This is a genomic window from Photobacterium arenosum, assembly GCF_014841115.1.
Lineage (GTDB): Bacteria > Pseudomonadota > Gammaproteobacteria > Enterobacterales > Vibrionaceae > Photobacterium > Photobacterium arenosum.
On record NZ_JACYTP010000003.1, the window covers coordinates 170,933 to 194,856 of the forward strand.

21 protein-coding genes are annotated in these 23,924 nt (G+C 51.2%); 15 read left to right on the top strand and 6 right to left on the bottom strand.

Translation table 11 applies throughout. The features are described from left to right. Positions 1–164: 164 nt before the first annotated feature. Positions 165–2,204 carry a methionine--tRNA ligase gene (metG, locus tag IFO68_RS06690; protein ID WP_192015179.1) on the bottom strand — a complete coding sequence of 680 codons (2,040 nt, stop codon included), beginning with the start codon at positions 2,202–2,204 and terminating at the stop codon, positions 165–167. A gap of 163 nt (positions 2,205–2,367) precedes the next feature. On the opposite strand from metG, the gene apbC reads away from it, so the two are divergent. From apbC to IFO68_RS06715, 5 genes are all read left to right on the top strand, one after another. After that, positions 2,368–3,456: an iron-sulfur cluster carrier protein ApbC gene (gene apbC, locus IFO68_RS06695; protein ID WP_192015180.1), complete on the top strand. Its 1,089-nt coding sequence runs from the start codon at positions 2,368–2,370 to the stop codon at positions 3,454–3,456. Positions 3,457–3,669: 213 nt separating this feature from the next. After that, the gene (gene udk, locus IFO68_RS06700) at positions 3,670–4,314 is read left to right on the top strand and encodes a uridine kinase (RefSeq protein WP_192015181.1); all 645 of its coding nucleotides are present in this window, start codon (positions 3,670–3,672) and stop codon (positions 4,312–4,314) included. Between the two features lie 184 nt (positions 4,315–4,498). Further along, positions 4,499–5,095 (top strand): dCTP deaminase, encoded by a 597-nt coding sequence (dcd, locus tag IFO68_RS06705; protein WP_192015182.1) that lies wholly within the window; start codon positions 4,499–4,501, stop codon positions 5,093–5,095. A gap of 167 nt (positions 5,096–5,262) precedes the next feature. Next, positions 5,263–7,482, top strand: coding sequence for an AsmA family protein (locus IFO68_RS06710; protein WP_192015183.1), 2,220 nt, complete (start codon positions 5,263–5,265; stop codon positions 7,480–7,482). A 153-nt stretch (positions 7,483–7,635) separates the two neighbouring features. Beyond that, positions 7,636–8,682 carry a metal-dependent hydrolase gene (locus IFO68_RS06715; protein WP_192015184.1) on the top strand — a complete coding sequence of 349 codons (1,047 nt, stop codon included), beginning with the start codon at positions 7,636–7,638 and terminating at the stop codon, positions 8,680–8,682. Here the strand turns inward: IFO68_RS06715 and cobO are convergent, their stop codons facing one another. Continuing rightward, the gene (cobO, locus tag IFO68_RS06720; protein ID WP_192015185.1) at positions 8,683–9,288 is read right to left on the bottom strand and encodes a cob(I)yrinic acid a,c-diamide adenosyltransferase; all 606 of its coding nucleotides are present in this window, start codon (positions 9,286–9,288) and stop codon (positions 8,683–8,685) included. It lies immediately after the preceding gene. Between the two features lie 186 nt (positions 9,289–9,474). Here cobO and IFO68_RS06725 point away from each other — a divergent pair, with 186 nt between their 5' ends. Then, a complete protein-coding gene (locus IFO68_RS06725) occupies positions 9,475–9,933 on the top strand; it encodes an outer membrane lipoprotein (RefSeq protein ID WP_192015186.1) in 459 nt (152 codons plus the stop codon). A gap of 121 nt (positions 9,934–10,054) precedes the next feature. On the opposite strand, the gene IFO68_RS06730 is transcribed toward IFO68_RS06725, so the two are convergent. Further along, a complete protein-coding gene (locus IFO68_RS06730; protein WP_192015187.1) occupies positions 10,055–10,612 on the bottom strand; it encodes an NADPH-dependent FMN reductase in 558 nt (185 codons plus the stop codon). A 172-nt stretch (positions 10,613–10,784) separates the two neighbouring features. Beyond that, entirely contained in the window at positions 10,785–11,117 is a 333-nt protein-coding gene (locus IFO68_RS06735) for a YnfA family protein (protein WP_192015188.1), read from the bottom strand. A 286-nt stretch (positions 11,118–11,403) separates the two neighbouring features. Here IFO68_RS06735 and IFO68_RS06740 point away from each other — a divergent pair, with 286 nt between their 5' ends. From IFO68_RS06740 to IFO68_RS06750, 3 genes are all read left to right on the top strand, one after another. Then, the gene (locus tag IFO68_RS06740) at positions 11,404–12,894 is read left to right on the top strand and encodes a SulP family inorganic anion transporter (RefSeq protein ID WP_192015189.1); all 1,491 of its coding nucleotides are present in this window, start codon (positions 11,404–11,406) and stop codon (positions 12,892–12,894) included. 9 nt (positions 12,895–12,903) lie between these two features. Next, complete coding sequence (locus IFO68_RS06745) at positions 12,904–13,755, top strand: universal stress protein (protein WP_192015190.1); 852 nt, start codon at positions 12,904–12,906, stop codon at positions 13,753–13,755. Between the two features lie 261 nt (positions 13,756–14,016). Next, positions 14,017–14,490 carry a low molecular weight protein-tyrosine-phosphatase gene (locus tag IFO68_RS06750; RefSeq protein ID WP_192015191.1) on the top strand — a complete coding sequence of 158 codons (474 nt, stop codon included), beginning with the start codon at positions 14,017–14,019 and terminating at the stop codon, positions 14,488–14,490. Between the two features lie 124 nt (positions 14,491–14,614). On the opposite strand, the gene rne is transcribed toward IFO68_RS06750, so the two are convergent. After that, the gene (gene rne, locus IFO68_RS06755) at positions 14,615–17,884 is read right to left on the bottom strand and encodes a ribonuclease E (protein WP_192015192.1); all 3,270 of its coding nucleotides are present in this window, start codon (positions 17,882–17,884) and stop codon (positions 14,615–14,617) included. 465 nt (positions 17,885–18,349) lie between these two features. On the opposite strand from rne, the gene rluC reads away from it, so the two are divergent. Continuing rightward, positions 18,350–19,294: a 23S rRNA pseudouridine(955/2504/2580) synthase RluC gene (gene rluC, locus IFO68_RS06760; protein ID WP_192015193.1), complete on the top strand. Its 945-nt coding sequence runs from the start codon at positions 18,350–18,352 to the stop codon at positions 19,292–19,294. Positions 19,295–19,299: 5 nt separating this feature from the next. Here rluC and IFO68_RS06765 read toward each other — a convergent pair whose 3' ends face one another. Continuing rightward, the gene (locus IFO68_RS06765; RefSeq protein ID WP_192015194.1) at positions 19,300–19,881 is read right to left on the bottom strand and encodes a Maf family protein; all 582 of its coding nucleotides are present in this window, start codon (positions 19,879–19,881) and stop codon (positions 19,300–19,302) included. 229 nt (positions 19,882–20,110) lie between these two features. Here IFO68_RS06765 and yceD point away from each other — a divergent pair, with 229 nt between their 5' ends. The 5 genes from yceD (at position 20,111) to fabD (ending at position 23,855) form a co-directional block, all read left to right on the top strand. Next, positions 20,111–20,641, top strand: coding sequence for a 23S rRNA accumulation protein YceD (gene yceD, locus IFO68_RS06770; RefSeq protein WP_027253513.1), 531 nt, complete (start codon positions 20,111–20,113; stop codon positions 20,639–20,641). Between the two features lie 5 nt (positions 20,642–20,646). Further along, on the top strand, positions 20,647–20,817 hold the full coding sequence (rpmF, locus tag IFO68_RS06775; protein WP_192015195.1) for a 50S ribosomal protein L32: 171 nt from the start codon (positions 20,647–20,649) through the stop codon (positions 20,815–20,817). 9 nt (positions 20,818–20,826) lie between these two features. Next, complete coding sequence (gene plsX, locus IFO68_RS06780) at positions 20,827–21,855, top strand: phosphate acyltransferase PlsX (protein ID WP_192015196.1); 1,029 nt, start codon at positions 20,827–20,829, stop codon at positions 21,853–21,855. 5 nt (positions 21,856–21,860) lie between these two features. Then, positions 21,861–22,817: a beta-ketoacyl-ACP synthase III gene (locus tag IFO68_RS06785; protein WP_192015197.1), complete on the top strand. Its 957-nt coding sequence runs from the start codon at positions 21,861–21,863 to the stop codon at positions 22,815–22,817. Positions 22,818–22,931: 114 nt separating this feature from the next. Continuing rightward, positions 22,932–23,855: an ACP S-malonyltransferase gene (gene fabD, locus IFO68_RS06790; RefSeq protein WP_192015198.1), complete on the top strand. Its 924-nt coding sequence runs from the start codon at positions 22,932–22,934 to the stop codon at positions 23,853–23,855. Positions 23,856–23,924 lie beyond the last annotated feature (69 nt).

Here is a 23,924-nt window from a genome sequence, read left to right on the forward strand (position 1 = left end):
GATTTTGATGAAATCAAAAGCTGAGTGTGTAGGCTGTAGGTGCTGCTGAGAAGTGCATGAATGCGAGAGAGTCGCCGGCGGGTGAACGTGCGGAACAAGGGGAAAGAAGGATAAAAAAAAGGAGCGACAGCTCCTTTTTTCAGGTGTTTTTCTGTGAAACCGCTTTACATTACACGCATGCCAGGCTGGGCACCTTCATGAGGTTCCAGCAGCCATAGCTCTTTGCCGCCAGGACCGGCAGCCAGGATCATGCCTTCTGACATACCAAACTTCATTTTACGCGGTTTGAGGTTAGCCACGACAACCGTTAGCTTGCCGACCAGATCTTCCGGGTTATAGGCTGACTTAATGCCAGAGAAAACCTGACGGGTTTCGCCGCCGATATCGAGCTGGAATTTCAGCAGTTTGTCCGCTTTTGGCACAGACTCACAACTGATGATTTTTGCGATACGCAGATCCACTTTTGCAAAGTCATCGAACTCGATTTCATCCGCGATTGGTTCATCGACTAATGGGCCCGCGGCGGGCTGGGTTGTTGCGGCTTTTTCAGCGGCAGCATCTTCTTTAGACGCCTCAACCATAGCTTCAATGTGTTTGCTGTCGATTCGGCTGAACAGGGCTTTGAACTTGGCAATCTCATGGCCTGTCAGCGGCTGTGCAATACCATCCCAGGTCAGGGTTTCATTGAGGAATCCTTCAACGCGCTCTGCCAGTTTTGGCATCACAGGTTTGAGGTAAGTCATCAGCACGCGGAACAGGTTAATACCGACAGAGCAGATTGACTGCAGTTCAGAATCTTTGCCTTCTTCTTTCGCTACAACCCAAGGTGCTTTCTCATCGACGTACTGGTTAGCTTTGTCAGCCAGGGCAGTAATTTCGCGGATGGCACGACCAAATTCACGGTTCTCATATAACTCGGCAATACGGTCAGACGCCGCCACGAATTCCTGGTACAGCGCCGGTTCTGCGAAGGTGTCGGCCAGTTTGCCATCGAAGCGTTTGGTAATGAAACCTGCGTTACGGGAAGCCAGGTTGACAATCTTGTTCACGACATCGCTGTTGACGCGTTGTGAGAAGTCTTCCAGATTCAGGTCGAGATCATCAATACGGTTGTTCAGTTTGGCGGCGTAGTAGTATCGCAGGCACTCAGGATCCAAATGTTCCAGATAAGTGCTGGCTTTGACAAATGTCCCCTTAGACTTGGACATTTTGGCACCGTTGACTGTGACATAGCCGTGAACAAAGACATTGCTCGGTTTGCGCAGACCGGCACCGTCCAGCATGGCTGGCCAGAACAGGCTGTGGAAATACACTATGTCTTTACCGATGAAATGGTAAAGCTCAGTGGAGCTGTCTTTGTTCCAGAACTCATCAAAGTTCAGATCGTCACGCTTGTCACACAGGTTTTTGAATGAACCCATGTAACCGATAGGCGCGTCCAGCCAGACATAAAAATACTTGCCGGTTTCGCCCGGGATTTCAAAGCCGAAGTAAGGCGCATCACGGGAGATATCCCATTGCTGCAGTCCGCCATCGAACCATTCCTGCATCTTATTCGATGTTTCTTCCTGCAGCGCACCGGATTTGGTCCACGCTTTTAACATGCTTTCAAACTGAGGCAGGTCAAAGAAGAAGTGCACTGAATCTTTCATTACAGGCGTGGCGCCAGAAACTGCAGATTTCGGGTTGATCAGATCCGTCGGGCTGTAAGTTTCACCACAGTTGTCACAGTTATCACCGTACTGATCGTCTGCTTTACATTTCGGGCAGGTGCCTTTGACAAAACGGTCCGGCAGAAACATTTCTTTCTCTGGATCGAACAGCTGAGAAATAGTGCGGCTGGTAATAAAGCCGTTTTTCTTGAGTTCGTTATAGATGAAAGAAGACAGCTCGCGGTTCTCTTCAGAGTGCGTGCTGTGGTAGTTATCAAAGCTGATATCGAAGCCAGCAAAATCCGCCTGGTGCTCTTTGCTCACTTCGTCAATCATTTGCTCAGGCTCCATCCCCATCTGTTGGGCCTTAAGCATAATTGGCGTACCGTGCGCGTCGTCTGCACAGATGAAATGAACTTCGTTGCCGCGAAGGCGCTGATAGCGCACCCAGATATCCGCTTGGATATGCTCAAGCATGTGGCCAAGGTGGATAGAACCGTTAGCGTACGGCAGGGCGCAGGTCACCAGAATTTTTCTTGGGTTTGCAGCCATATTTCTCTATTCGCTCATGATGGGTAAAAAAGATAATAAGCCTTGAATAGTACCCCAAGGCAGGCCTGATTCATAGCCGAAATCACTGACAATTAGAGCGGTTTCAGACGCAAAGTGATAGGATAAAAACAGCGTATTACAACGAACAAAGCAGGTCTTTCTCATGGTGAATAATCCTAACAGTCCTTTTGCCGATAAAGCGGCATTGTGTGACTGGTTAAATCAGTTTACACATCCCTGGCTGGTACATGAGTGGGCGGATACTCCCGGTCTCGTCCACTGGCAAGGTGATCAGGCGGTGATCATCACGCTGCCTTTTGCCGCTTCGTCTGTGGCCGATGCCTTGACAGACTGGATTGCTGATCAGCAGGCTCAGCAGATTGCCACTGATCTGAACGTCAGTGTCAAAGTGCGGGTTACGCCGCTGGCCGCCAATGACAAGCCGCTATTGAAAGGCGTTAAGAATCTGCTGGTCGTCAGTTCGGCCAAAGGCGGCGTAGGCAAGTCGACGACAGCCGTGAATCTGGCGCTGGGATTACAGGCGCTGGGCGCCCGGGTCGGGCTGCTGGATGCCGATATTTATGGGCCATCTGTGCCTATGATGCTGGGCGCGGTAGATGAAAAACCGTCCTCACCGGACGGAAAAATGATGTCCCCGGTGCTGGCGCATGGCCTGTATACCAATTCTGTCGGCTACCTGGTGCCGGCTGATAATGCGACTGTGTGGCGCGGCCCGATGGCATCGAAAGCTCTGTCGCAGATCATGAATGAAACTCTGTGGCCGGAGCTGGACTATCTGGTGGTGGACATGCCGCCTGGCACGGGAGATATCCAGCTGACCATGGCGCAGCAAATGCCGGTCACCGGGGCTGTGGTGATCACCACCCCGCAGGATCTGGCCCTGGCTGATGCCATTAAGGGAGTAAATATGTTCAGTAAAGTGCATGTGCCCGTACTCGGCGTGGTGGAAAACATGAGCTACCACATATGCAGCGCCTGCGGTCACCATGAGGCGATTTTTGGCACCGGAGGGGCGGAGAGAATGGCGCGGGACTACGCGATTCCTTTGCTGGCTCAGGTGCCACTGCATATTCAGATTCGTCAGGATATTGACGAAGGCACACCGACAGTGGCGTCATCACCTGACAGTGAGCAGGCTCAGGCTTATATAGAGTTAGCCGGGCGCGTAGCCAGCCGACTCTATTGGCATGGGCAACCTGTGGCAGAGCAGATCAGTATTAAAACTCTCTAATTGCAGTCAATGTAACTGTTTCAGCCTTGTTTGCCGTTGCATTTGCATAATGTTTTGAGCGCAAGATCGCATTTGCTCTGGTATCCAAGGCGTCAACTCCTTATAATCGTGCGGTTTAATTTTTACCTGCAGTATAGTGCTGTGCCGCTGAGTGGGGCCGGTTACTGAATTTGGGTAATAACCCGCTAGATATTCTTACAGGTGCTTTCTGATATGTCTGAACATTCACACCAATGCGTAATTATCGGGATTGCAGGCGCGTCTGCTTCCGGTAAAAGTTTGATTGCCAGAACGGTTTACAACGAACTTAGAGAAAAAGTTGGCGATCAACAGATCGGTGTTATTACGGAAGATTGTTACTATAACGATCAAAGTCACCTGAGTATGGATGAACGGGTAAAGACCAATTATGACCATCCCAATGCCCTTGACCATGATTTGCTTTGTGAGCACCTCGAAACCCTGATGCGTGGTGAAGCGGTGGAAGTGCCGCAGTATAGCTACAGCGAGCACACTCGCATGACGGAAACCACCTCGCTGACTCCAAAGAAGGTGATCATTCTGGAAGGTATCCTGCTGCTGACGGATCCCCGTTTACGTGACCTGATGCATGCAACTGTGTTCATGGATACCCCGCTGGATATCTGCCTGCTGCGCCGTTTGCAGCGCGATGTGGCAGAACGCGGCCGGACAATGTCATCGGTACTGCAGCAATATCAGAAAACCGTCCGCCCTATGTTTATGCAGTTCATTGAACCGTCGAAACAATATGCCGATATTATTGTGCCACGAGGCGGCAAGAACCGAATTGCTATCGATGTGTTAAAAGCGCATATTGCCCGCTTGCTTAAAGCGTAAGGTATGGCAACGGCTGGCTCAGGTCAGCCTTTTTTGTCTCCTGAATTCGGTGTTGTATTAAAAGGCGTGACAACATGTCACGCAAGCGGCTGCAAAGATAGACCTGCTGCGAACAGGTCGTTATAGTGGCGGCAAGCATTTCCGATAGTATTTATGATTTTTTGCCCTGGAGATAACCCGCAACATGAGACTTTGTGACAAGGACATCAAGGCCTATCTTGATGAAGGTAAGATCAGTATTGAGCCGCGCCCGTCAAATGATGTGATTAGCGGTCTGACAATCGATGTCACCTTAGGTAATAATTTCCGTATTTTTACTGACCACGGTGCGCCGTTTATCGATCTCTCCGGCAAAAAAGAAGATGTTGCGGCACAGCTCGAAAAAGTCATGAGTGATGAGATTGAAGTCGCCGATGGCGATGCCTTTTTCCTGCATCCGGGACAACTGGCGCTGGCGGTGACTCATGAATCTGTCACCTTACCGGATAACATTGTCGGCTGGCTGGACGGACGCTCTTCGCTGGCCCGTTTGGGTTTGATGGTACACGTCACAGCGCACCGTATCGACCCGGGCTGGGCTGGCAGGATTGTGCTGGAATTTTATAACAGTGGCCGGCTGCCGCTGGCACTGCGTCCGCACATGCCCATTGGTGCTCTGAGTTTTGAGGTGCTGTCAGGTTCTGCTGAGAAACCTTACAACAAGCGCGCCAATGCGAAATATCATAATCAGCAGGGTGCGGTTGCCAGCCGAATCAATGAAGACGAGAAGAAACATCGCTGATTTTTGTCAGAAGCGCATTAAATTGTAGTCAGAATGATAAGGTCACCTTAACGGTGGCCTTATTTTTTGCTTTAATAAATCAGGTATTTTGACATTTTTTGTTGGCATTTTTAGTGTGTCACAGGTCAATAAATGTTGTTCAACATGGCACACATTCCGAGGACAGAATGAAAAAAATTCTCTATGTACTGCTGGCGATCGTGCTGGTTGTGGTGGTGGCGATTGGCGTTCTGGTGACGCTGGTCGACCCGAACCAATTTAAGCCTTTGATTGCGGAACAGGTGAAAAAGGCCACGGGCCGTGATCTGGTTATTGAAGGCGATATCGGCTGGCGTTTTTTCCCGAGCGTGGGCTTTGCGATAGGCCGGACCGAGTTTCGTAATCCGGCAGGTTTTGATGAAGCTAACCTGGTTCAGTTCAACGAAGCGGGTGTGTCTGTGTCTGTACTTCCGTTGCTGTCCAACCGGCTGGAAATTGGTCAGGTCACGCTCAAAGATGCCCGTGTGTTTATTCAGACGCGCAAAGATGGCGTCAGTAATCTGGATGGCTTAGGTGGCGATAAAACGACCACAGACAGGGCGTCTGACTCCCGGGAAACTGAGGCACAGCCGACAGCGTCAGGTGAGGGTGAAGTGGTGGCCGAAGGCGAAACAGCAACCGGTGAGAAATGGGTGATCAGTCTGGCAGGCATAGCGCTTGAAAATGCCAGTGTCAGCCTGCGGGACGATCAGGCAGGTACTGTCACTGCGCTGGACTCGCTGAACATGAATTTGAGCCAGTTTGCACCGGGTGAATGGGCGGATCTGAATTTTGATCTGGCGGGTCAAAACGGTGCGATGCGCTTCTCTGCCCAGGGCAAAACCAGCCTGCAGTTGGCGGAAAATCTGGATAACGCGGCGCTGAAAAACACCGAGCTCTCCGCCAGCATGACAGAAGCCGGCACTCAGCTGGATAATGTCACGGTGAAACTGGATGCCTTTAATCTGGGCGAGTGGAGTAACGTGACACTGTCAGCCAAAGGGCAGATCCCTGATCTTGCCTTCAATGCTGAGGGTAAAACCCGGATTAGGGTCAGCCAGGATAAGGCGAACATTTCGCTGCAGGCGCTGGATCTGAAATCAGATCTCGAAGGTGCCGCTCTGCCCCGGCCGACGATGAAAGTGGCCATGTCTGGCGATGCTGAATACGATCTTAAAGCCGCTATGGCGACCCTGAGCGGATTGACAGTGAAGGCGGATGAACTGGCGTTGAACGGCGATGCCTCTTTCAAACAGGCCGATATTCCGGTGATCCGTTTTGCGCTCAGCAGTGAGGAGATCAATGTCGACAACTGGACCGGTGGCGACGCAGAGGCTGCAGCCAGTGAGGAGGCCAAACCGTCAGACACCTCAGGCACGGCTTCTGCACCGGCTGGCGATGCACCTGTCAGCGAACAGGAGCCTGATCTGTCGGTCTTGAAACAGCTCGATGTCGACGGCACTGTGAAGGTCAAGCGCTTTGTGGCGGCCAACGCCAGGCTGAGCAATGTTGATCTGGCGATAGCGGTTAAAAATGGCGTGTTTACTCTCAACAAATTCGCGGCAGATCTGTATGACGGGACAATATCCGCCACAGCCAGACTGGATGCGAACGGTTCATTGCCGGTGTACCAGATCAGCAATACCATTCAGGGTGTACAGGTACAGCCTTTACTGGTCGATGTTGCCGAGAATGATATTCTGGCTGGCACGGGTAACATTGATGTCGAAGTGGCAGGCAAAGGCCTGGCAGAGTCGCGGCTCAAGAAGAACCTGGATGGAACAATCGCCATCAATTTTGCCGATGGTGCGGTTAACGGGATCAATATTCCCAAGATGATCCGTGAAGCCAAGGCCAAACTGAAAGGCCAGTCTGATACTGTACAGGACGAGCCGAAAAAGACAGATTTCTCTGCGCTGACGGCGACCTTCATACTGAAGGACGGCAAAGCGGCGACCAATAATATGCATCTGGCTTCGCCTCTGCTGCGTGTCGATGGCAAAGGGAATACGGATCTGACCGAGCAGTCACTGGCGTTTCAGATTGACACCTCTGTGGTGGCCACCAGTAAAGGACAGGGCGGTAAATCGGTAGACGAAGTCGCGGATATCACAGTGCCGCTTGATATTACCGGGACCTGGCAGGCGCCAGATTATGCCATCAACTTTAAAGAGCTGGTGAAGCGGAACAGCGAGCTGGATAAGCGGGCGAAAGAACTGGAAGCAAAAGCCGAAAAAGAAGCCGACAGACTGGAAGAAAAGGCCAACAAGGAAGTGCAACGCGGTCTGGATAAATTGCTGGGCGACAAAGCCGGTGACGATAAAGTCAAAGAAGCTACGGATAAGTTGCTGAAAGGACTGTTTAACTAACGCGCAGTTTGCGTCAAACCAATGAGATCAGGGCCAGTCGGGTAAACCGCTGGCCTTTTTAGTGCCTGCCGCTATTTTGTTACTGATAATGTAGTTGGGCTATCTCTGACTGAGCGGTTTGGTACAATCAGCAAAAAACCATGGAGAGTGACCTTGGATTCAGTTACACAGGCGGCGTTGGGCGCTGCTGTTGCCGGCATGATAGCTGGCCGAAAAGCCTCACCCAAAGTGCTGGTGGCCGGTGCCATGCTGGGAACCTTGCCGGATCTGGATGTGTTGATCGATTATGGCGATCCTGTATCGGATATGGTGAAGCATCGCGGCTTCAGCCACTCTCTTTTTGTGCTGTTTCCGCTTTCGTTGTTACTGGCGTGGTGCTGGCACCGATGGCGGCCAGCCAGCTCATTCAGTTTCTTGCGGTTGTGGGGCCTGGTGGCGGCCTGCCTGATCACCCATCCCATTCTGGATGCCTTTACCGCTTACGGTACTCAGCTTTTGTGGCCTTTACCTGTCAGCGTGGCGGTGTCCAGTGTCTTCATTATTGATCCGCTTTATACCCTACCGCTGTTAGTGACGTTGCTGGCCACGCTGCTGTGGCGTGATCGTATTGCCAGCCTGTGCAAAGCCGGTGTTATCCTGTCCAGTCTGTACCTGATATGGTCAGTAGTGGCGTTGCACATGATTGAGCAGAGAGTAGAAAATCAGGTGGCAGGAACGCCACTGGAAGGCAAGCCGGTTTTTGTTTCGCCAACGCCTTTTAATACCGTGTTATGGCGAATTGTGGTGTTAGGCGAGGACAGCTACTGGGAAGGGTTGTCGTCACTGCTGGATGGATCAGACACTGTAGACTTTCTTGAGAAAGCCCGTGGTCACTGGCCACTGACCGACAAGCCTTCAACATTACAGGCGCTTGAACGTTTTACCCGTCAGTTCATTCGCTATGAAGATAACGGCAGCCAGATCATCGCCACAGATCTGCGTCTGGGCATGGTGGATTATCTGCCGTTCCGGTTTGTGTTTGCCAGCCGGGAGAACCATGAAGACTGGCAATTCCCGCTGCCAGTGCAATTGAGCAGTCCTGCGGTGCGGATAAAACATTTACCTTCTTTGTGGCTGCGCCTGTTGGGCAGTCAGGATATTGATGCAGACCTCTGCCATACGTCTGAGGCCTGTCATCATTCGGCGCTGCCGTCGTCCTGATTACCAGTCTACGCCTTTGCGGGCTTTAATACCGCTCTCAAAGGCGTGTTTGATGTTGCGAACTTCTGAAACGGTATCGGCCATGTCAGTCAGGCGACGGTGAGCCGCGCGGCCTGTTACCACCACGGATTGCTCCGGTGGGCGCTGCGCGATAGTGTCCAGCACCTCATCGATATCCAGATAGCCGTAAGTCAGCATGTAAGTCAGCTCGTCGAGCAATACCACGTCATAGCTGGCGTCTGTCAGCATTTTTTTGCATTCAGTCCAGGTGGTCTGCGCCGCGAGTGTATCGGCTTCTTTGTCTTGCGTGTCCCAGGTAAATCCTGTGCCCATGACAGCGAAAGTGACGTCGTGTTGTTCTAGCAGGTTCCGCTCGCCATTGTCCCAGGTGCCTTTGATAAACTGACCGACACCACATTTCTGACCATGACCGACCGCGCGGGCAATAGTGCCGAAACCAGAGGTGGATTTACCTTTACCGTTACCGGTAATGACCAGCAGGATGCCTTTTTCTGTCTGAGCTGCAGCCACTCGGGCATCGACTTCTTCTTTGACTTTTTGCTGCCGGGTTTTGTAACGATCCTGTTTATTGTGTTCGTCTGTCATAACTGCCTCTTTAAGTTGGCGTTCCTGCGGAATAGAAAAGAGATGATTGTGTTCGAGCAGAGCATAAGACGCAAGTGGGATTGGCGGTTTAATGACAACCTGACTCTCTCATTCCTTAGCCAATGGAGGAAAATAGGGATTGCTATACTTTTAGCGTGAACCCTAGCAGGTAAGGAAGGTGATGTTGTGAAATTCGTCCTTTTCGTCTTTTTCATTGTGTCGCTGGCAGTGAGTGGCTGCGCAAGAAACCCTTACGGTGATTCTTATGGCCGATCTCAGGCACAGCAGATCCAGCAAGTGAAATACGGCACTATTGTTCAGATTGATCCTGTGACCTTAGAAGGTGAGCAGAATGTGGTTGGCACCATAGCCGGTGCAGCTGTGGGCGGGATACTGGGATCGAAAATCGGTGGCGGCAGCGGTTCAGACATTGCTGCCATCGGGGGTGGCTTGCTGGGTGGTTATGCCGGGAGTAAAGCCTCACAGAATCTGTCGGAAAGTAACGGTGTGAATCTGACGATTAAACTCGATTCAGGCGAAACCATAGCCATCGTCCAGGCTGTTGATCCTAATATGCTTTTTCGGGTGGGGCAGAAAGTCCGGATTAATGTCACCGGCAGAACCGCACGGGTAGTGCCTCAGTAGTCTATTCTTTAGCGCTGAGGCTTCACCGATAAATAATCCTGTGGTTTAGCTTGCACGGGTAGAATTGGACAGGCCACTATCTTGTGGCCTGTCTGATGTTTCGGATGAGTCTGGCCAGTGTTTATACCCTCGCGACAAGCTCGGTCATTCTTTGCAATTCTGTCAGCAAACCCGTGAGACCTTTTTTCATTGCGTCATTGGCTTCCAGCACGCCTTGGTCATTAATGTATTGGTTATAAAAGGCAATAGGCACGGAAGCTGACAGGGTAAGCGTACCGACGCCAGACAGCAGCAGCCGTAATGCCTGAGTTGAACGCAGCCCGCCGGACACCCCGCCATAACTGACAATGCCGGTTGGCTTTCCAGCCCATTCTTTGGCCAGAAATTGAATGGCGTTGACTAATGCGGCAGGGGGAAAGTAGTCGTACTCCGGGGTCACAAAGAGAATGGTATCCGCAGCAGTGACGGCCTGGCTCCATTGCTTAGTATGAGCTTGGGTATATTTTTGCTGGGCAGGGTGATCAGGTTCGTCCAGTAAGGGCAAGTTCACTGTTTTCAGATCAGCAAATGCCACTTCAAACTGTCCTGCAGTTTCTGCTTCTTGTACTACCCACTCAGCAACTGGTAAGCCACCACGGTTAGGCCGGGTACTGCCGAAGATGATTAATAATTTTTTCATACTTTTTCCTTGAATACTGACACAGGCTAATAACGTCAATGTTCAAGTGTAGTGGTGATTCGCCGTGAATGACGAAGGGCAAAGCACTATTTGATGTCGTTGCAGTGCGATTTGAGGTAAGACTGGCAGTAAAGACTGACAGATATGCATCAGCCTTACCGGATGAAAATATCTATGTATGCCTTGGTGCAAACATGATGATACACATGCCCGTAATGGCGACAGACGCACCGAGCAAATCCCAAAACGTAGGGCGGATGCCATCAACCAACCATAGCCAGAATATGGCAGCGAAGATATAAACCCCGCCGTAGGCAGCGTATACCCGGCCGGACGCTGTGGGGTGCAAAGACAAAAGCCAGGCGAACAGCGCCAGGCAAATAGCAGCAGGGAACAACAGCCAAATGGATTTGCCTTCCCTCAACCATAAATAGGGAAGGTAGCAGCCAAGTATTTCTGCCAGTGCGGTGAATAAAAACAGCATCAGGGTTTTCAGTTCTGTCATGGGCGTATTTTCAGTGTGTGGGTTTTCAGGCGCTATTTAACCATAATGGCTTCACTTCAGGGGGATTTACTGAAGCAGCAGATATTTTTCATTCGGTTTACTCAGGTTGCGCCTGATCCCGAACAGATTGGATAAAAAGGCATTTTTATTGACTAGGTCGAAAGGAGTGAATAGGATCACACTTTTTACACGCCATGGAGAGACAGATGTCAATTACGCCGCCTTAGCCGACAACCCACCCCTAATCTTTCTAACCTCTTGTTTACACAAATTTTTGAGAAATTTTATGATAGAAACGATAAAGCGCGATTGGTTATCCAATGTGCGTGGTGATGTATTGTCTGGGCTTGTAGTTGCACTGGCTCTTATTCCAGAAGCGATTGCTTTTTCCATTATTGCCGGCGTTGACCCGAAAGTCGGCCTGTATGCCTCATTCAGTATCGCGGTAATTATTGCGTTTACCGGAGGCCGTCCTGGCATGATTTCAGCGGCAACCGGTGCCATGGCGCTGTTGATGGTGACTCTGGTCAAAGAGCATGGTTTGCAGTATCTGCTGGCAGCCACAGTATTAACCGGTATCTTGCAAATCGCGGCCGGGTATCTGAAATTGGGTGATTTAATGCGATTTGTTTCCCGTTCGGTCGTCACGGGATTTGTTAACGCATTAGCCATTTTGATCTTTATGGCCCAGTTACCTGAACTGACTGATGTAACCTGGCACGTTTATGCTCTGACGGCGGCCGGTTTGGGTATTATCTACCTGTTCCCTTATTTGCCTTATGTCGGCAAAGTTCTTCCATCGCCACTGGTGTGTATTCTTGTTATTACTGCAGTCACATTGACCTTTGGCATTGATATTCGCACTGTTGGCGACATGGGGCAATTGCCTGATACATTGCCTGTTTTCCTGTGGCCGGATGTTCCGCTGAACCTGGAAACCTTATGGATTATCCTGCCATATTCAGCTGGCCTGGCCATAGTCGGTTTGCTGGAGTCCATGATGACAGCCACAATCGTCGATGATCTCACTGACACCAGCAGTGACAAAAACCGTGAGTGTAAAGGTCAGGGGGTTGCAAATATTGCCACGGGCTTCCTGGGCGGTATGGCTGGTTGTGCCATGATTGGTCAGTCGATTATCAACATCAAGTCCGGTGGTCGGGGCAGATTATCAACTTTTATCGCGGGTTTGTTCCTGCTGATTATGGTGGTTTTTCTCAGCGACTGGATCAAGCAGATCCCAATGGCAGCGCTGGTTGCTGTCATGATTATGGTGTCTATTGGTACTTTCTCCTGGTCTTCGATTAAAGATCTGAAATCACACCCGCTGTCTACCAATATTGTGATGGTCACCACCGTTGCTGTGGTCGTGGCAACACATAACCTCGCTATCGGTGTGTTTGTCGGTGTTCTGTTGGCAGCCTTGTTCTTTGCCAACAAGATCGGCCACTTTATGGTGGTGAAGAGTGATCTGGAACAAAATGGCGAAGCAAGAACTTATCGTGTTGTAGGACAAGTCTTTTTTGCCTCTTCAGATCAATTTTTAGCCTCTTTTGACTACAAGGAAGTGCTGGAGCGTGTCACTATTGATCTGTCATCGGCTCACTTCTGGGATATCACAGCCGTCTCATCGCTGGATAAAGTGGTCATTAAGTTCCGCCGCGAAGGTACTCAGGTGGATCTCATTGGCATGAATGAAGCAACAGCGACCATAGTTGATAAATTTGGTGTTCATGACAAGCCGGAAGAAGTTGAAAAACTGATGGGCGGCCATTAAGGAGATATCATGACGCAATATATTACCGCATGTATAGACGGCCAGCATTACTCGAAAGCCGTGGTGGACCTGGCAGCCTGGACAGCCAGGCGTTTGGATACACCGCTAAAACTGCTGCACGTGCTGGATAAAGACAGGTATCAGGCTGATTCTCAGCTGTCCGGAACAATTGGTCTGGGCAGCCGTGAAGCGTTACTGAAAGAGCTCAGCGAGCTGGATGAAAAACGCTCCAAACTGGAAATACAGCACAGCAAAGCTTTGCTCAATGATCTGGAATCTCTGGTCACTGATACTGGCGTCCCTGCTGTGGTGAAACAGCAACTGCATGGGCATCTTGTCGAGACGTTACTGGAACTGGAGCCGGAAATTCGGGTACTGGTGCTGGGTAAATCCGGCGAGTTACATCAGCAGGATGCCAAGGCGATTGGCTCGCAGCTGGAAAGTGTGGTTCGGGCATTTTCGACCCACACTCTGATTGCTAACGGCGATTTCAGTGAACCGGCTGAGTATCTGCTGGCGTTTGATGGCAGCGAAACCAGCCAGAAGCTGGTGCAGAAGGCCATTGATACCCCGTTACTCAAGGGGATGGCGTGCCACTTAGTGATGGTGGAAGATGCTGACAACAAACGCGACGCCTTTGAGTCTGCGGCCGAGACCCTGAGCAACGCAGGTATTAACGTTACTAAAGTGTGCCTGACGGGATCAGTAGGCAGTGCAATTTTGCAATATCAGCAGGAAAAATCGATTGGCATGATAGTGATGGGGGCTTATGGTCACTCTAAGCTGCGCCAGTTCTTTGTCGGCAGTAATACCACCCGGCTTCTGGTGGATGCCACTGTTCCTATGCTGTTAATCAGATAACGCAAAGAACATCAGAGACTCAGACAAAAAGGGAGCGATTTCGCTCCCTTTTTTGTCGCCTCTAAACCACCGCCTATGGCGGTGGTGATTGTTTGACCTCTGTGATCCGTCATGCGGCTGTGGTGGTTGTGGCAGCTCAGCGCAAACAACGACAGGCAAGACACAGATAGGCTGTGCTTGTTTGAATATTGCATTGACCTGGCAGGGATGCGTACTCTGTAATCAAGCGTAAAGATAACCTGATAGTGATGAGGGAAATGGATGCCAGATAAGAGAAAACCGTCCGTGCTGTTAGTCTGCATGGGCAATATTTGCCGCTCGCCAACCGCAGAAGCTGTGTTGCGTGCTAAGGCAGTGAAAGCGGGCGTCGAGGTTGAGATCGATTCTGCAGGTACGATTGGGTATCACGAAGGAAAACGGCCGGACAGTCGTTCGCGTGCTGCCGGGGAAGCCAGAGGATACAGCTTTGAGGGGATCCGCGCCCGCCAGATAGTTGTCGGCGATTTCGAAAAGTTTGATTTAATTCTGGTTGCGGACAGGCAAAATTTGTCTGATCTGACAGCCATCTGTCCGGCAGAATATCTTTCTAAGCTGTCCTTGTTACTGGCCTTTGCGGATGCAGAGGAAGATGAAGTACCGGACCCGTACTATGGCGGCGAGGAGGGTTTCGAGCATGTGCTGGATTTAATCGAAGCTGCTGCGGACAGGATAGTTGCTGGTCTGAAACAAAGGTGATCTGGCGTGCACTGTAAGTGGCTCTGAGTTAAGTGGCCTGACTGGAGATGTACGTTAATCCGAAACACAGAAAGTAAAAAGCCATGCAAACGCATGGCTTTTTGTCTTTATTACTGCGTCAGAGTTACTCTTGTGTCTCTGAGGCTGCTTTGGTCATTGGCGCCGAAGCAACGTTAGTTGCTGTCTGACTACCTGCCTGACGGGCTTGAATCTGACTGGTACGTAACGGTGCAATCGCTACCGGTGTCGTATCCAGCACTTGCTGTGGAGCAGGTGCCTTAGTCATCGGAGACACGCTGTGAATCCCGCGGGGTGCGCTTGCCGTCACTTGCTGCTTAACGGCTGCTGTCACTTGGGCCATAACAGGCGGTTCAACGGTCTCTTGCGGACTGGCTTCTTCTGCCTGCTTTTCCGCAACAGTTTCTGCGACGGCTTCAGTGACAGTTTCTGCTACCAGAGGCACGGAAACGTCAGTGTCGGGAGCCGCGCTCTCAGAAACCTGGGTGGTTTCAGGTGCTTCAGCCACAGCTGCCGTTTCGGCTTGCTCAACGCGGGCTTGTACTGGCTCACTTTGCGCTGCAGTCTGACGAAGTGGCATGACTTTACCCATTGCCAGTTCCGGCATGGCCACACCGCTCAGTGATGCAGCCTGTGCCTCGGCGGATTGCTCAGCCTGTACTGCTACTGCAAGGGTTTCAGTTTCTTCGGCGCTATCTTCTGCGGCGGTATCTTCTGCATGGACAGCTGGCTTGTCGTGACGAGGCCAGACTTTACCCATTGCCATTTCAGGAGACGCCACACCGGTAGTTGGACGACGCTTAGGACGCTCAACAATGGAGACCACGTTTTCCATTTCGCCCAGGCTGTCAGACACTTCTTCTACCGCATGGGTAATGGCATCAGAGACTGCCTGATCGACCTGGTCTTCATCCTGTTGAGGACGCGTATCGCGGATGCGGCGACGACGTTGACCGCTGGCACGCAGGTGTCGTGGTGAGCGGCGGTTACGGCGTTGACCTTCCTGACCTTCCTGAGCATCTGTTTCCGACTGCACATCGGCAGATTCTAGCTCAGCGGCAGAGTTGGCTTCTTTGGCCATTTCGATACCGACGTTCTTAACACGGCTTGGCGTCTTATCGCTGACCGCAGCAGGAGCTTGCTCTGTGTCACCGGCTGGCTGCAGCTCTGCAGATTCCAGGCGGATCTTCTTATGCAGCTGGCGACGTTGACGGCGTTGTTTTACCTTCTCGGTCTTTGGTTGCTCAACGTTGTCGGTGGTCGCTTCAACGGTGTCAATTACCTCTGCCGTTTCAGCCTGTTGCTGCTTTTCTTTACGGCGTTGCTTTTGCACTTCATCGCGGCGTTGGCGTTTTTGCTCTTTGATTTCTTCATCAGCTATTGTGCGCGGTGCCGCCGCTTTCGCTGGCTTTTCAGCCTGGGCGTTACGGTCTTGCTTAGGACGCTCATTGCGGCGACGCTGCTGACGCTGACCTTTTTCGCCAGCTTTCGCGTCGCGTGAATCGCGATCATCATCCTGACGGTTACGGCTCTGACCCTGACGGCTGCCGTCTTTGCCGCGGCGGTTATCACGACGGTTGTCACGTCGGTTATCCTGGCGTACGGCAGGTGTAGTCTCTTGCTTTTCTGCAGGCTTCTCTTCAGCGGTGCTGCTAAAGAAGCTGGCAAGAGCGCTGAACAGTCGCTGGAACAGACCAGGCTTGCTTGCTGCTTTGGCCGTCGGCTCAGAGACTGTGGCAGGTGCAGGCTTAACAACCGGCGCTGGTGCTTTTGGCGCAGTAAATCCTTGCAGAATGGGCTCTTCACGCTTTTTGGTTGCACGCTCTGGTGCCGCTTCCGCTGCTTCTGTCTCACGTGTAGCTTCCAGCACTTGCGGAATGTGGTAAGACAAGGTGTCTTTTTCTTCGCCGGTACGTACACGCAGCACTTCAAAATGCGGTGTTTCAATATCAGCGTTAGGAACGATCACCACTCTTACATCGTGATATTTTTCGATGTGTTGTACAGAGCGACGTTTCTCGTTCAGCAGGTAGGACGCGACAGCAACCGGTACGATAGCCTGTACCTGAGAGCTGTTGTCTTTGAGTGCTTCTTCTTCAATTAGGCGAAGAATAGACAGAGACAGCGACTCGTTATCACGTACCACACCTGTACCTGTACAGCGTGGGCAGACATGGTGGCTGGCTTCAGCCAGAGAAGGACTCAAACGCTGACGTGACATTTCCAGCAGGCCGAAGCGGGAGATACGGCCGATTTGCACGCGGGCACGGTCCATTCGCACGGCTTCGCGCAGGCGGTTTTCCACTTCACGCTGGTGACGAACCGGGGTCATATCGATGAAGTCGATAACCACCAGGCCGCCTAAGTCGCGCAAACGCAGTTGACGGGCGATCTCGTCGGCCGCTTCCAGGTTGGTCTGCAGCGCGGTTTCTTCGATATCACCGCCCTTCGTGGCGCGGGCTGAGTTGATATCGATAGAAGTCAGAGCTTCTGTCGGGTCAATAACCACAGAACCACCGGAAGGCAGTCGCACTTCACGCTGGAAAGCCGATTCAATCTGGCTTTCAATCTGATAGTGGCTGAACAGCGGTACTTCGCCTTCGTAACGTTTTACTTTAGGCAGAAAATCAGGACGTATCAGTTTGATGTGATCGCGGGCGCGGTCGAAGATTTTCGGGCTGTCGATCAAAATCTCGCCAATATCACGGCGCAGATAGTCACGAATAGCACGGGCAATCACGTTACTTTCCTGATGGATCAGGAAAGGAGCAGGGTGGGCATCGGCGGCTTCTTTCACTGCACTCCAGTGATTGAGCAGTACGTTTAAATCCCATTCCAGTTCTTCAGCGGATTTGCCCACGCCAGCAGTACGTACGATCAGGCCCATGCCATCCGGTAGCTGCAGGGTGCTCAGTGCGGCTTTCAGTTGTGTGCGTTCTTCCCCTTCGATTCGGCGCGATATACCGCCGGCACGAGGGTTGTTTGGCATCAGTACCAGGTAACTTCCCGCCAGAGAGATAAAGGTTGTCAGCGCAGCCCCTTTGTTGCCGCGTTCTTCTTTATCCACTTGAACGATAACTTCCTGACCTTCTTTCAGCACTTCCTTAATATTAGGACGACCCTGATAGGTGTAGTTGGCTGGGAAGTAGTCGCGTGCAATTTCTTTCAGAGGGAGGAAACCGTGACGCTCGGCACCATAGTCGACGAAAGCGGCTTCAAGACTAGGTTCGATACGGGTAATGCGGCCTTTGTAGATATTTGCTTTCTTAGATTCGTGTCCTGGGCTTTCGATATCAAGATCGAATAGCTTTTGACCGTCCACTAATGCGACGCGCAACTCTTCCTTCTGAGTTGCGTTGATCAACATTCTTTTCATTCTGTGTACTCATTTATTGTCGTTGTTTTAGTGAGCCAATATTGGATTTTCTACCGATGCTGCCTGACCCCAAGTCTGATTTACGGTTGCAACCTCACGGTTGGATGTTTCAGGAGTGCTCTATGGCTACACGTATCTGCCAGCTGTACTTAAAGATGGTATAAGACCATTAAAAGTGGCTTTAAGACCCTACGGTACTCAGCCGGTAACACCGCGTCATCGCGGTTGTATCTCTAACACCGATAAAAAATCTGCAATCGGAACACTAATAATGACTCTGCATGACTTATCGTCTTACGCCTATTGCAGCGACGCCAAGCAGAGCAGGATAAAAAACATTCATCATGACGAAAATATGACCGTCATGGCACGGAAAGTGGGAAATTCCCCTATTCCAGACTGCAATCATAGCAGGGTGACTTTTTTGCGGCAATCTGCTTTATAGCCGTGATAGAATCTTGGGCTATGAAAGATGACAAACCAAAAGTGCAATTCATCGCTATTGCTGATGATTTTGCCGGGCAAAGGATTGATAATTTTCTCCGTGCCCGACTGAAAAACGTGCCCAAAAGTATGATTTACCGGATTTTGCGTAAGGGTGAGGTGCGAGTAAACAAAAAACGGATAAAACCGGAGTACAAACTCCAGGAAGGGGATCTGGTGAGAGTACCGCCTGTGACCTTGCCAGAGAAAGAAGCAGCGGCACCTGTCAGCACTAAACTGGACAAAGTCGCTGAGCTGGAAAATTGCATCATTTACGAAGATGAGCACATGCTTATCCTCAATAAACCGTCAGGTACTGCTGTACACGGTGGCAGTGGCCTGAAATTTGGTGCCATCGAAGCACTGCGGGCGTTGCGCCCGGATGCGCGCTTTCTGGAGTTAGTACACAGGATAGACAGAGACACTTCAGGCATTTTGCTGATAGCAAAGAAACGTTCAGCCCTGCGTAAACTTCAGGAACAGTTCAGGCAGAAAACGGTTCAGAAATATTATTTTGCGTTAGTCATGGGGCAGTGGCCGAAAGAGTGCCGTAAAGTCACCGCTCCGCTGCTGAAAAACGAAGTCAACAGTATTGTTCGGGTTAATCCGAACGGTAAAGCGTCTGATACACGTTTTAAAGTACTGGAAAGTTTTACAGAGGCCACGCTGGTGCAGGCCAGTCCGGTCACAGGTCGTACGCACCAGATCCGTGTGCACTGTCAGTATACAGGTCACCCCATTGCCTGGGATGACAGATACGGTGACCCGCGTTTTGATGCGTATACCAAGACGGCCGGGCTGAGTCGTCTCTTTTTACATGCAGCGAATATTCAGTTTGAACACCCGCACTCGGGTGAGAAAGTGGAAATCAATGCGCCCATGGATGCCATGCTCAACAGAACGCTGGAGGCGCTTCGCCAGCGTTAATGCATTCAAAGGACGTCAATACCCTGTCGGGACAGCATCTCCCGTAAACTGATGAGGGGCAAACCGATCAGGGTATTGGGATCCCGGCCTTCAAGGCGGTCAAACAACGCGATACCTAAGCCTTCGCTTTTGAAGCTGCCGGCGCACTGTAATGGTTGTTCACGTTCAATATAACGTTGGATCTCAACCTGCGTCAGAGTGCGAAAATGCACGAGAAAGGGTTCACAGATGACGTCGCTGTTATCAGTCTGAGCGTTATAGACGCACAGGCCAGTATAAAAAGTGACTGTCTGACCGCTGGCGGCGGCGAGCTGGGCACAGGCCTGCTCTGCGGTATGAGGTTTACCCACTATCTTGCCGTTAATGACGCAGACCTGATCCGAGCCGATGATGATATGAGACGGATGTTCTGCCCGGCATGCTCGGGCTTTGGCTTCAGCCAGCCGTTTTACCAGTGTTTCAGCCGATTCATCAGGAAACGGTGTTTCATCAATATTGGGTGATGCGCAGTCGAACGGTAAACCGAACTTCTCCAGCAGACTGCGACGGAAGGGAGAAGTAGAAGCCAGAAGTAGCGGTTGTTTCATGATTTGACTCAATGTGTAGGTGTGTTCAGTGCGTTTTTACCCCCAGAGATTGGGGGAGCAATAAGCTGAAATCTACGCTAGTTTTAACTCAGAACCAACCTTATTATACCTGCCGTACCATGGACTTGGACGGGCAATGAAAACCCCTTGGGGGGAAATGGTCAAAAGCTGGGATTTCGGACACATTTCCTTTGACTCAAACCAATTAGAAGGCTAATATTCGCGCCCTATGCAAAAGGTAAAATTGCCGCTGACGGTAGATCCGGTCCGCGCTGCTCAAAAAAAGCTCGACTATGATGGCATCATCAAAGCCGAGCTTTTAGAGCGTCTGGCTGAATCGGCTTCCAGCGTTTTAAGTGATGCAAACGTCATCTTATCATTTGACTTTGACCAGCGTCATATCGCATTCATGCGTGGGCATGCTGATGTTGATGTGATGTTAACCTGCCAGCGATGTCAGGAAGAATTCCAACACCATTACAGTGTGGATTTCTGTTATAGTCCGCTCCTCAGACCCGAGGAAGCAGATGAGTTTCCGGAAGCTTATGAGCCGGCTGAAGTCGACGAAAATGGTGAGATCAATCTGCTTCAACTCATCGAAGATGAGCTGATTCTGGAGTTACCGCAAGTGCCAATGCATGATGAAGCTGACTGTTCAGTCACTGCATCAGGTATGAGCTTCGGTGAGATCCCTGTTGCTGATGAGCGTCCGAATCCGTTTGCAGTATTAAAAAACTTGAGTAAAAGTAATAAGGAGTAGGGTTAATGGCCGTACAAAAGAGCAAAAAATCACGTTCAGCACGTGGTATGCGTCGTTCACACGATGCACTGACTGGCGCTGCTGTATCTGTCGATCAGAACAGCGGTGAAACCCATCTGCGTCACCACGTGACTGCTGACGGTTTTTACCGTGGCCGCAAGGTTATCAACAAATAAGGTTGAACCTTGACTGGTCTAACCGTTGCACTTGATGCAATGGGTGGGGACTTCGGTCCTCAGGTAACAGTGCCTGCCGCCGTGCAGGCACTGTTACAATACCCGTCGCTAAATCTGCTCCTCTTCGGTGATCAAAGTGCAATCACCGCTCAACTCTCATCGCTCAATTCTACTCATCATCCCCGTCTGACTGTTGTCCATTGCGATCGTGCCATCGCTGATCACACTCGTCCGTCTCAAGCATTACGCCAAAGCCAGGGTTCGTCTATGCGGCGGGCATTGGATGCTGTGGCAGAAGGTGACGCGGATGCCTGTGTCAGTGCAGGGAATACCGGCGCTCTTATGGCATTGGCTCGTTATACGTTGAAGCAATTACCCGGCGTGGAGCGTCCTGCTTTAGTGTCCGCAATCCCCAGCCGCCGCGGTGGCAAAACATGGCTGCTGGATCTGGGTGCCAATGTATCTTGTGATGCTGATACTTTGTTTCAGTTTGCTGTGATGGGATCGGTACTGGCGGAGCAGGAAATGACGGGCAGGCCGCCCAAAGTGGCCCTGCTCAATATTGGTTCTGAAGAAATAAAAGGCAACGATCTTGTTAAACGCTGTGCATCTATGCTGAGCCGTTCACCGGATGTACATTACATTGGCTATGTTGAAGGCAATGAACTCTATGACGGTAAAGCCGACGTGGTTGTCTGTGATGGTTTTGTCGGCAATGTTAGCCTGAAAACCAGCGAAGGGGTTGCTAATCTCTTTATAGAGAGCTTTAAACAGGCTGTCAGCCAGCATCCTATCAAGCGATTGATCGCTAAGTGGCTGTTTAGTGACCTGTTCCGTCAGATACAAAGCCTGAACCCCGACCAGTACAATGGCGCAAGTCTGTTAGGATTGCGCGGTATTGTCGTTAAAAGCCATGGAAGTGCTGATATTGCTGCTTTTACCAATGCAATTGGTGAAGCAGTACATGAAATCAAGCGGAAGATACCGGCAAAAATCAGTGACCGTTTGGAACACGTACTACTTGAGAGGCATTTTTAGTCTTCATGTATAGCAGAATATTAGGCACTGGCAGCTATCTGCCAGAGCAGGTTCGTACCAATGCGGATCTGGAGAAAATGGTGGATACCAGCGATGAGTGGATTGTCGCTCGCACTGGTATTCGTGAGCGTCGCATCGCGGCAGAAGAGGAAACAGTCGCAGTAATGGGGTATCACGCTGCAAGCCGTGCGATGGAAATGGCCGGTGTTGCGGCTGACGAGATTGATTTAATTATTGTTGCGACAACCTCAGCCAGCCATGCTTTTCCGTCTGCAGCCTGTCAGGTACAGGGCATGCTTGGCGTCAAAGGGTGCCCGGCATTTGATCTTGCGGCGGCCTGTTCCGGTTTTGTCTATGCCTTGAGTGTGGCGGATCAACACATCAAAACCGGTATGGCGAAGAAGGTTCTGGTTATCGGTGCGGATGCGCTGTCCCATAAGTGCGACCCGCAAGACCGTTCCACCATCATTTTATTTGGTGATGGTGCAGGGGCCGTTGTGCTGGGCGCCAGTGAAGAAGCCGGTATCATTTCTACCCATCTACATGCAGATGGCCATTTTGGCGGTTTGCTCAGTTTGGCTGTGCCTGAACACGGTGAGACATTTGATTGTAATAAATGGCTCTACATGGCAGGCAATGAAGTCTTCAAAGTGGCCGTCACTCAGCTGTCGAATCTGGTGACGGATACACTGGCCGCCAATAATATGGAAAAATCCGATTTGGACTGGCTGGTGCCGCATCAGGCCAATTTGCGCATTATTACGGCGACGGCGAAAAAGCTGTCAATGTCGATGGATCAGGTTGTCGTGACTTTGGATAAGCAAGGGAACACGTCAGCGGCAACGGTGCCGGCCGCGCTGGATGAAGCCGTACGAGACGGCCGCATCCAGCGGGGACAGACACTGTTGCTGGAAGCCTTTGGTGGTGGATTCACCTGGGGTTCGGCACTGGTGAAATTCTGATAGAACCGCACGTTTTTTACTATGAGGCACAGGCGGAATTAATCAATAGTCGCCTGATTACCGCATCATTGATGGCATCTTGGATGCCATTTCTCTTTGTATAAGGATTCTCGAATGTCTAAGTTCGCGATTGTTTTCCCTGGTCAGGGGTCTCAGGCTGTTGGCATGCTGGCTGAACTGGCTGAGCAGTATGAAAGCGTACAGCAAACTTTTGCACAAGCATCTGATGCCCTGGGTTATGACCTGTGGGCGCTGATTCAGAATGGCCCGGCCGAAGATCTGAACCAGACTCACCGCACTCAGCCTGCTCTTTTGGCGGCTTCGGTTGCTATCTGGCGTGTCTGGCAGCAAGAAGGGGGCGCACAGCCTGCTGTTCTGGCCGGCCATAGTCTGGGCGAATATTCTGCATTGGTTTGTGCTGGTGTGCTGGATTTTAGCGATGCTATTAAGCTGGTTGAGCTGCGCGGCCAACTGATGCAAGAAGCGGTACCAGCCGGTGTGGGTGCTATGTCGGCTATCATTGGTCTGGACAATGACGCTATTGCTAAAGCGTGCGAAGAAGCGGCTCAGGGCGAGGTGGTTGCACCGGTTAACTTTAATTCACCGGGTCAGGTTGTTATTGCAGGGCATAAAGCGGCAGTGGAACGTGCGAACGATCTGTGTAAAGCCGCAGGCGCGAAACGCGCACTGCCGTTGCCTGTGTCTGTACCGTCTCATTGCGCGTTAATGAAACCAGCTGCCGATAAGCTGGCCGTGGCGCTTGAGTCAGTCACTTTCAATCCGCCGGTTATTCCAGTGATTAACAATGCGGACGTCGCGACTGAAACCGACCCGGCAGCGATCAAGCTGGCGCTGGTTAAACAGCTCTATGGCCCTGTGCGCTGGACAGAATCTGTCGAGCGTATGGCCGCTGAAGGTATCGAACTGCTGCTGGAAGTGGGGCCAGGCAAAGTGCTGACAGGTCTGACTAAGCGCATTGATAAATCGCTCAATGGCGCTGCTGTGAATGATCCAGCCAGCCTGGCAGCGGCTAAATAATCTGACGTTGTCGCGATAGCTGCTGGTCAGTACGCGGCAAACCGAATAATCAGCCTGTAAACAATGACA

Coding starts and splice junctions, on each gene's coding strand:
- metG (WP_192015179.1), bottom strand. CDS start 2,204: ATGGCTGCAAACCCAAGAAAAATTCTGGTGACCTGCGCCCTGCCGTAC.
- apbC (WP_192015180.1), top strand. CDS start 2,368: ATGGTGAATAATCCTAACAGTCCTTTTGCCGATAAAGCGGCATTGTGT.
- udk (WP_192015181.1), top strand. CDS start 3,670: ATGTCTGAACATTCACACCAATGCGTAATTATCGGGATTGCAGGCGCG.
- dcd (WP_192015182.1), top strand. CDS start 4,499: ATGAGACTTTGTGACAAGGACATCAAGGCCTATCTTGATGAAGGTAAG.
- IFO68_RS06710 (WP_192015183.1), top strand. CDS start 5,263: ATGAAAAAAATTCTCTATGTACTGCTGGCGATCGTGCTGGTTGTGGTG.
- cobO (WP_192015185.1), bottom strand. CDS start 9,288: ATGACAGACGAACACAATAAACAGGATCGTTACAAAACCCGGCAGCAA.
- IFO68_RS06730 (WP_192015187.1), bottom strand. CDS start 10,612: ATGAAAAAATTATTAATCATCTTCGGCAGTACCCGGCCTAACCGTGGT.
- IFO68_RS06735 (WP_192015188.1), bottom strand. CDS start 11,117: ATGACAGAACTGAAAACCCTGATGCTGTTTTTATTCACCGCACTGGCA.
- IFO68_RS06740 (WP_192015189.1), top strand. CDS start 11,404: ATGATAGAAACGATAAAGCGCGATTGGTTATCCAATGTGCGTGGTGAT.
- IFO68_RS06745 (WP_192015190.1), top strand. CDS start 12,904: ATGACGCAATATATTACCGCATGTATAGACGGCCAGCATTACTCGAAA.
- IFO68_RS06750 (WP_192015191.1), top strand. CDS start 14,017: ATGCCAGATAAGAGAAAACCGTCCGTGCTGTTAGTCTGCATGGGCAAT.
- rne (WP_192015192.1), bottom strand. CDS start 17,884: ATGAAAAGAATGTTGATCAACGCAACTCAGAAGGAAGAGTTGCGCGTC.
- rluC (WP_192015193.1), top strand. CDS start 18,350: ATGAAAGATGACAAACCAAAAGTGCAATTCATCGCTATTGCTGATGAT.
- IFO68_RS06765 (WP_192015194.1), bottom strand. CDS start 19,881: ATGAAACAACCGCTACTTCTGGCTTCTACTTCTCCCTTCCGTCGCAGT.
- yceD (WP_027253513.1), top strand. CDS start 20,111: ATGCAAAAGGTAAAATTGCCGCTGACGGTAGATCCGGTCCGCGCTGCT.
- rpmF (WP_192015195.1), top strand. CDS start 20,647: ATGGCCGTACAAAAGAGCAAAAAATCACGTTCAGCACGTGGTATGCGT.
- IFO68_RS06785 (WP_192015197.1), top strand. CDS start 21,861: ATGTATAGCAGAATATTAGGCACTGGCAGCTATCTGCCAGAGCAGGTT.
- fabD (WP_192015198.1), top strand. CDS start 22,932: ATGTCTAAGTTCGCGATTGTTTTCCCTGGTCAGGGGTCTCAGGCTGTT.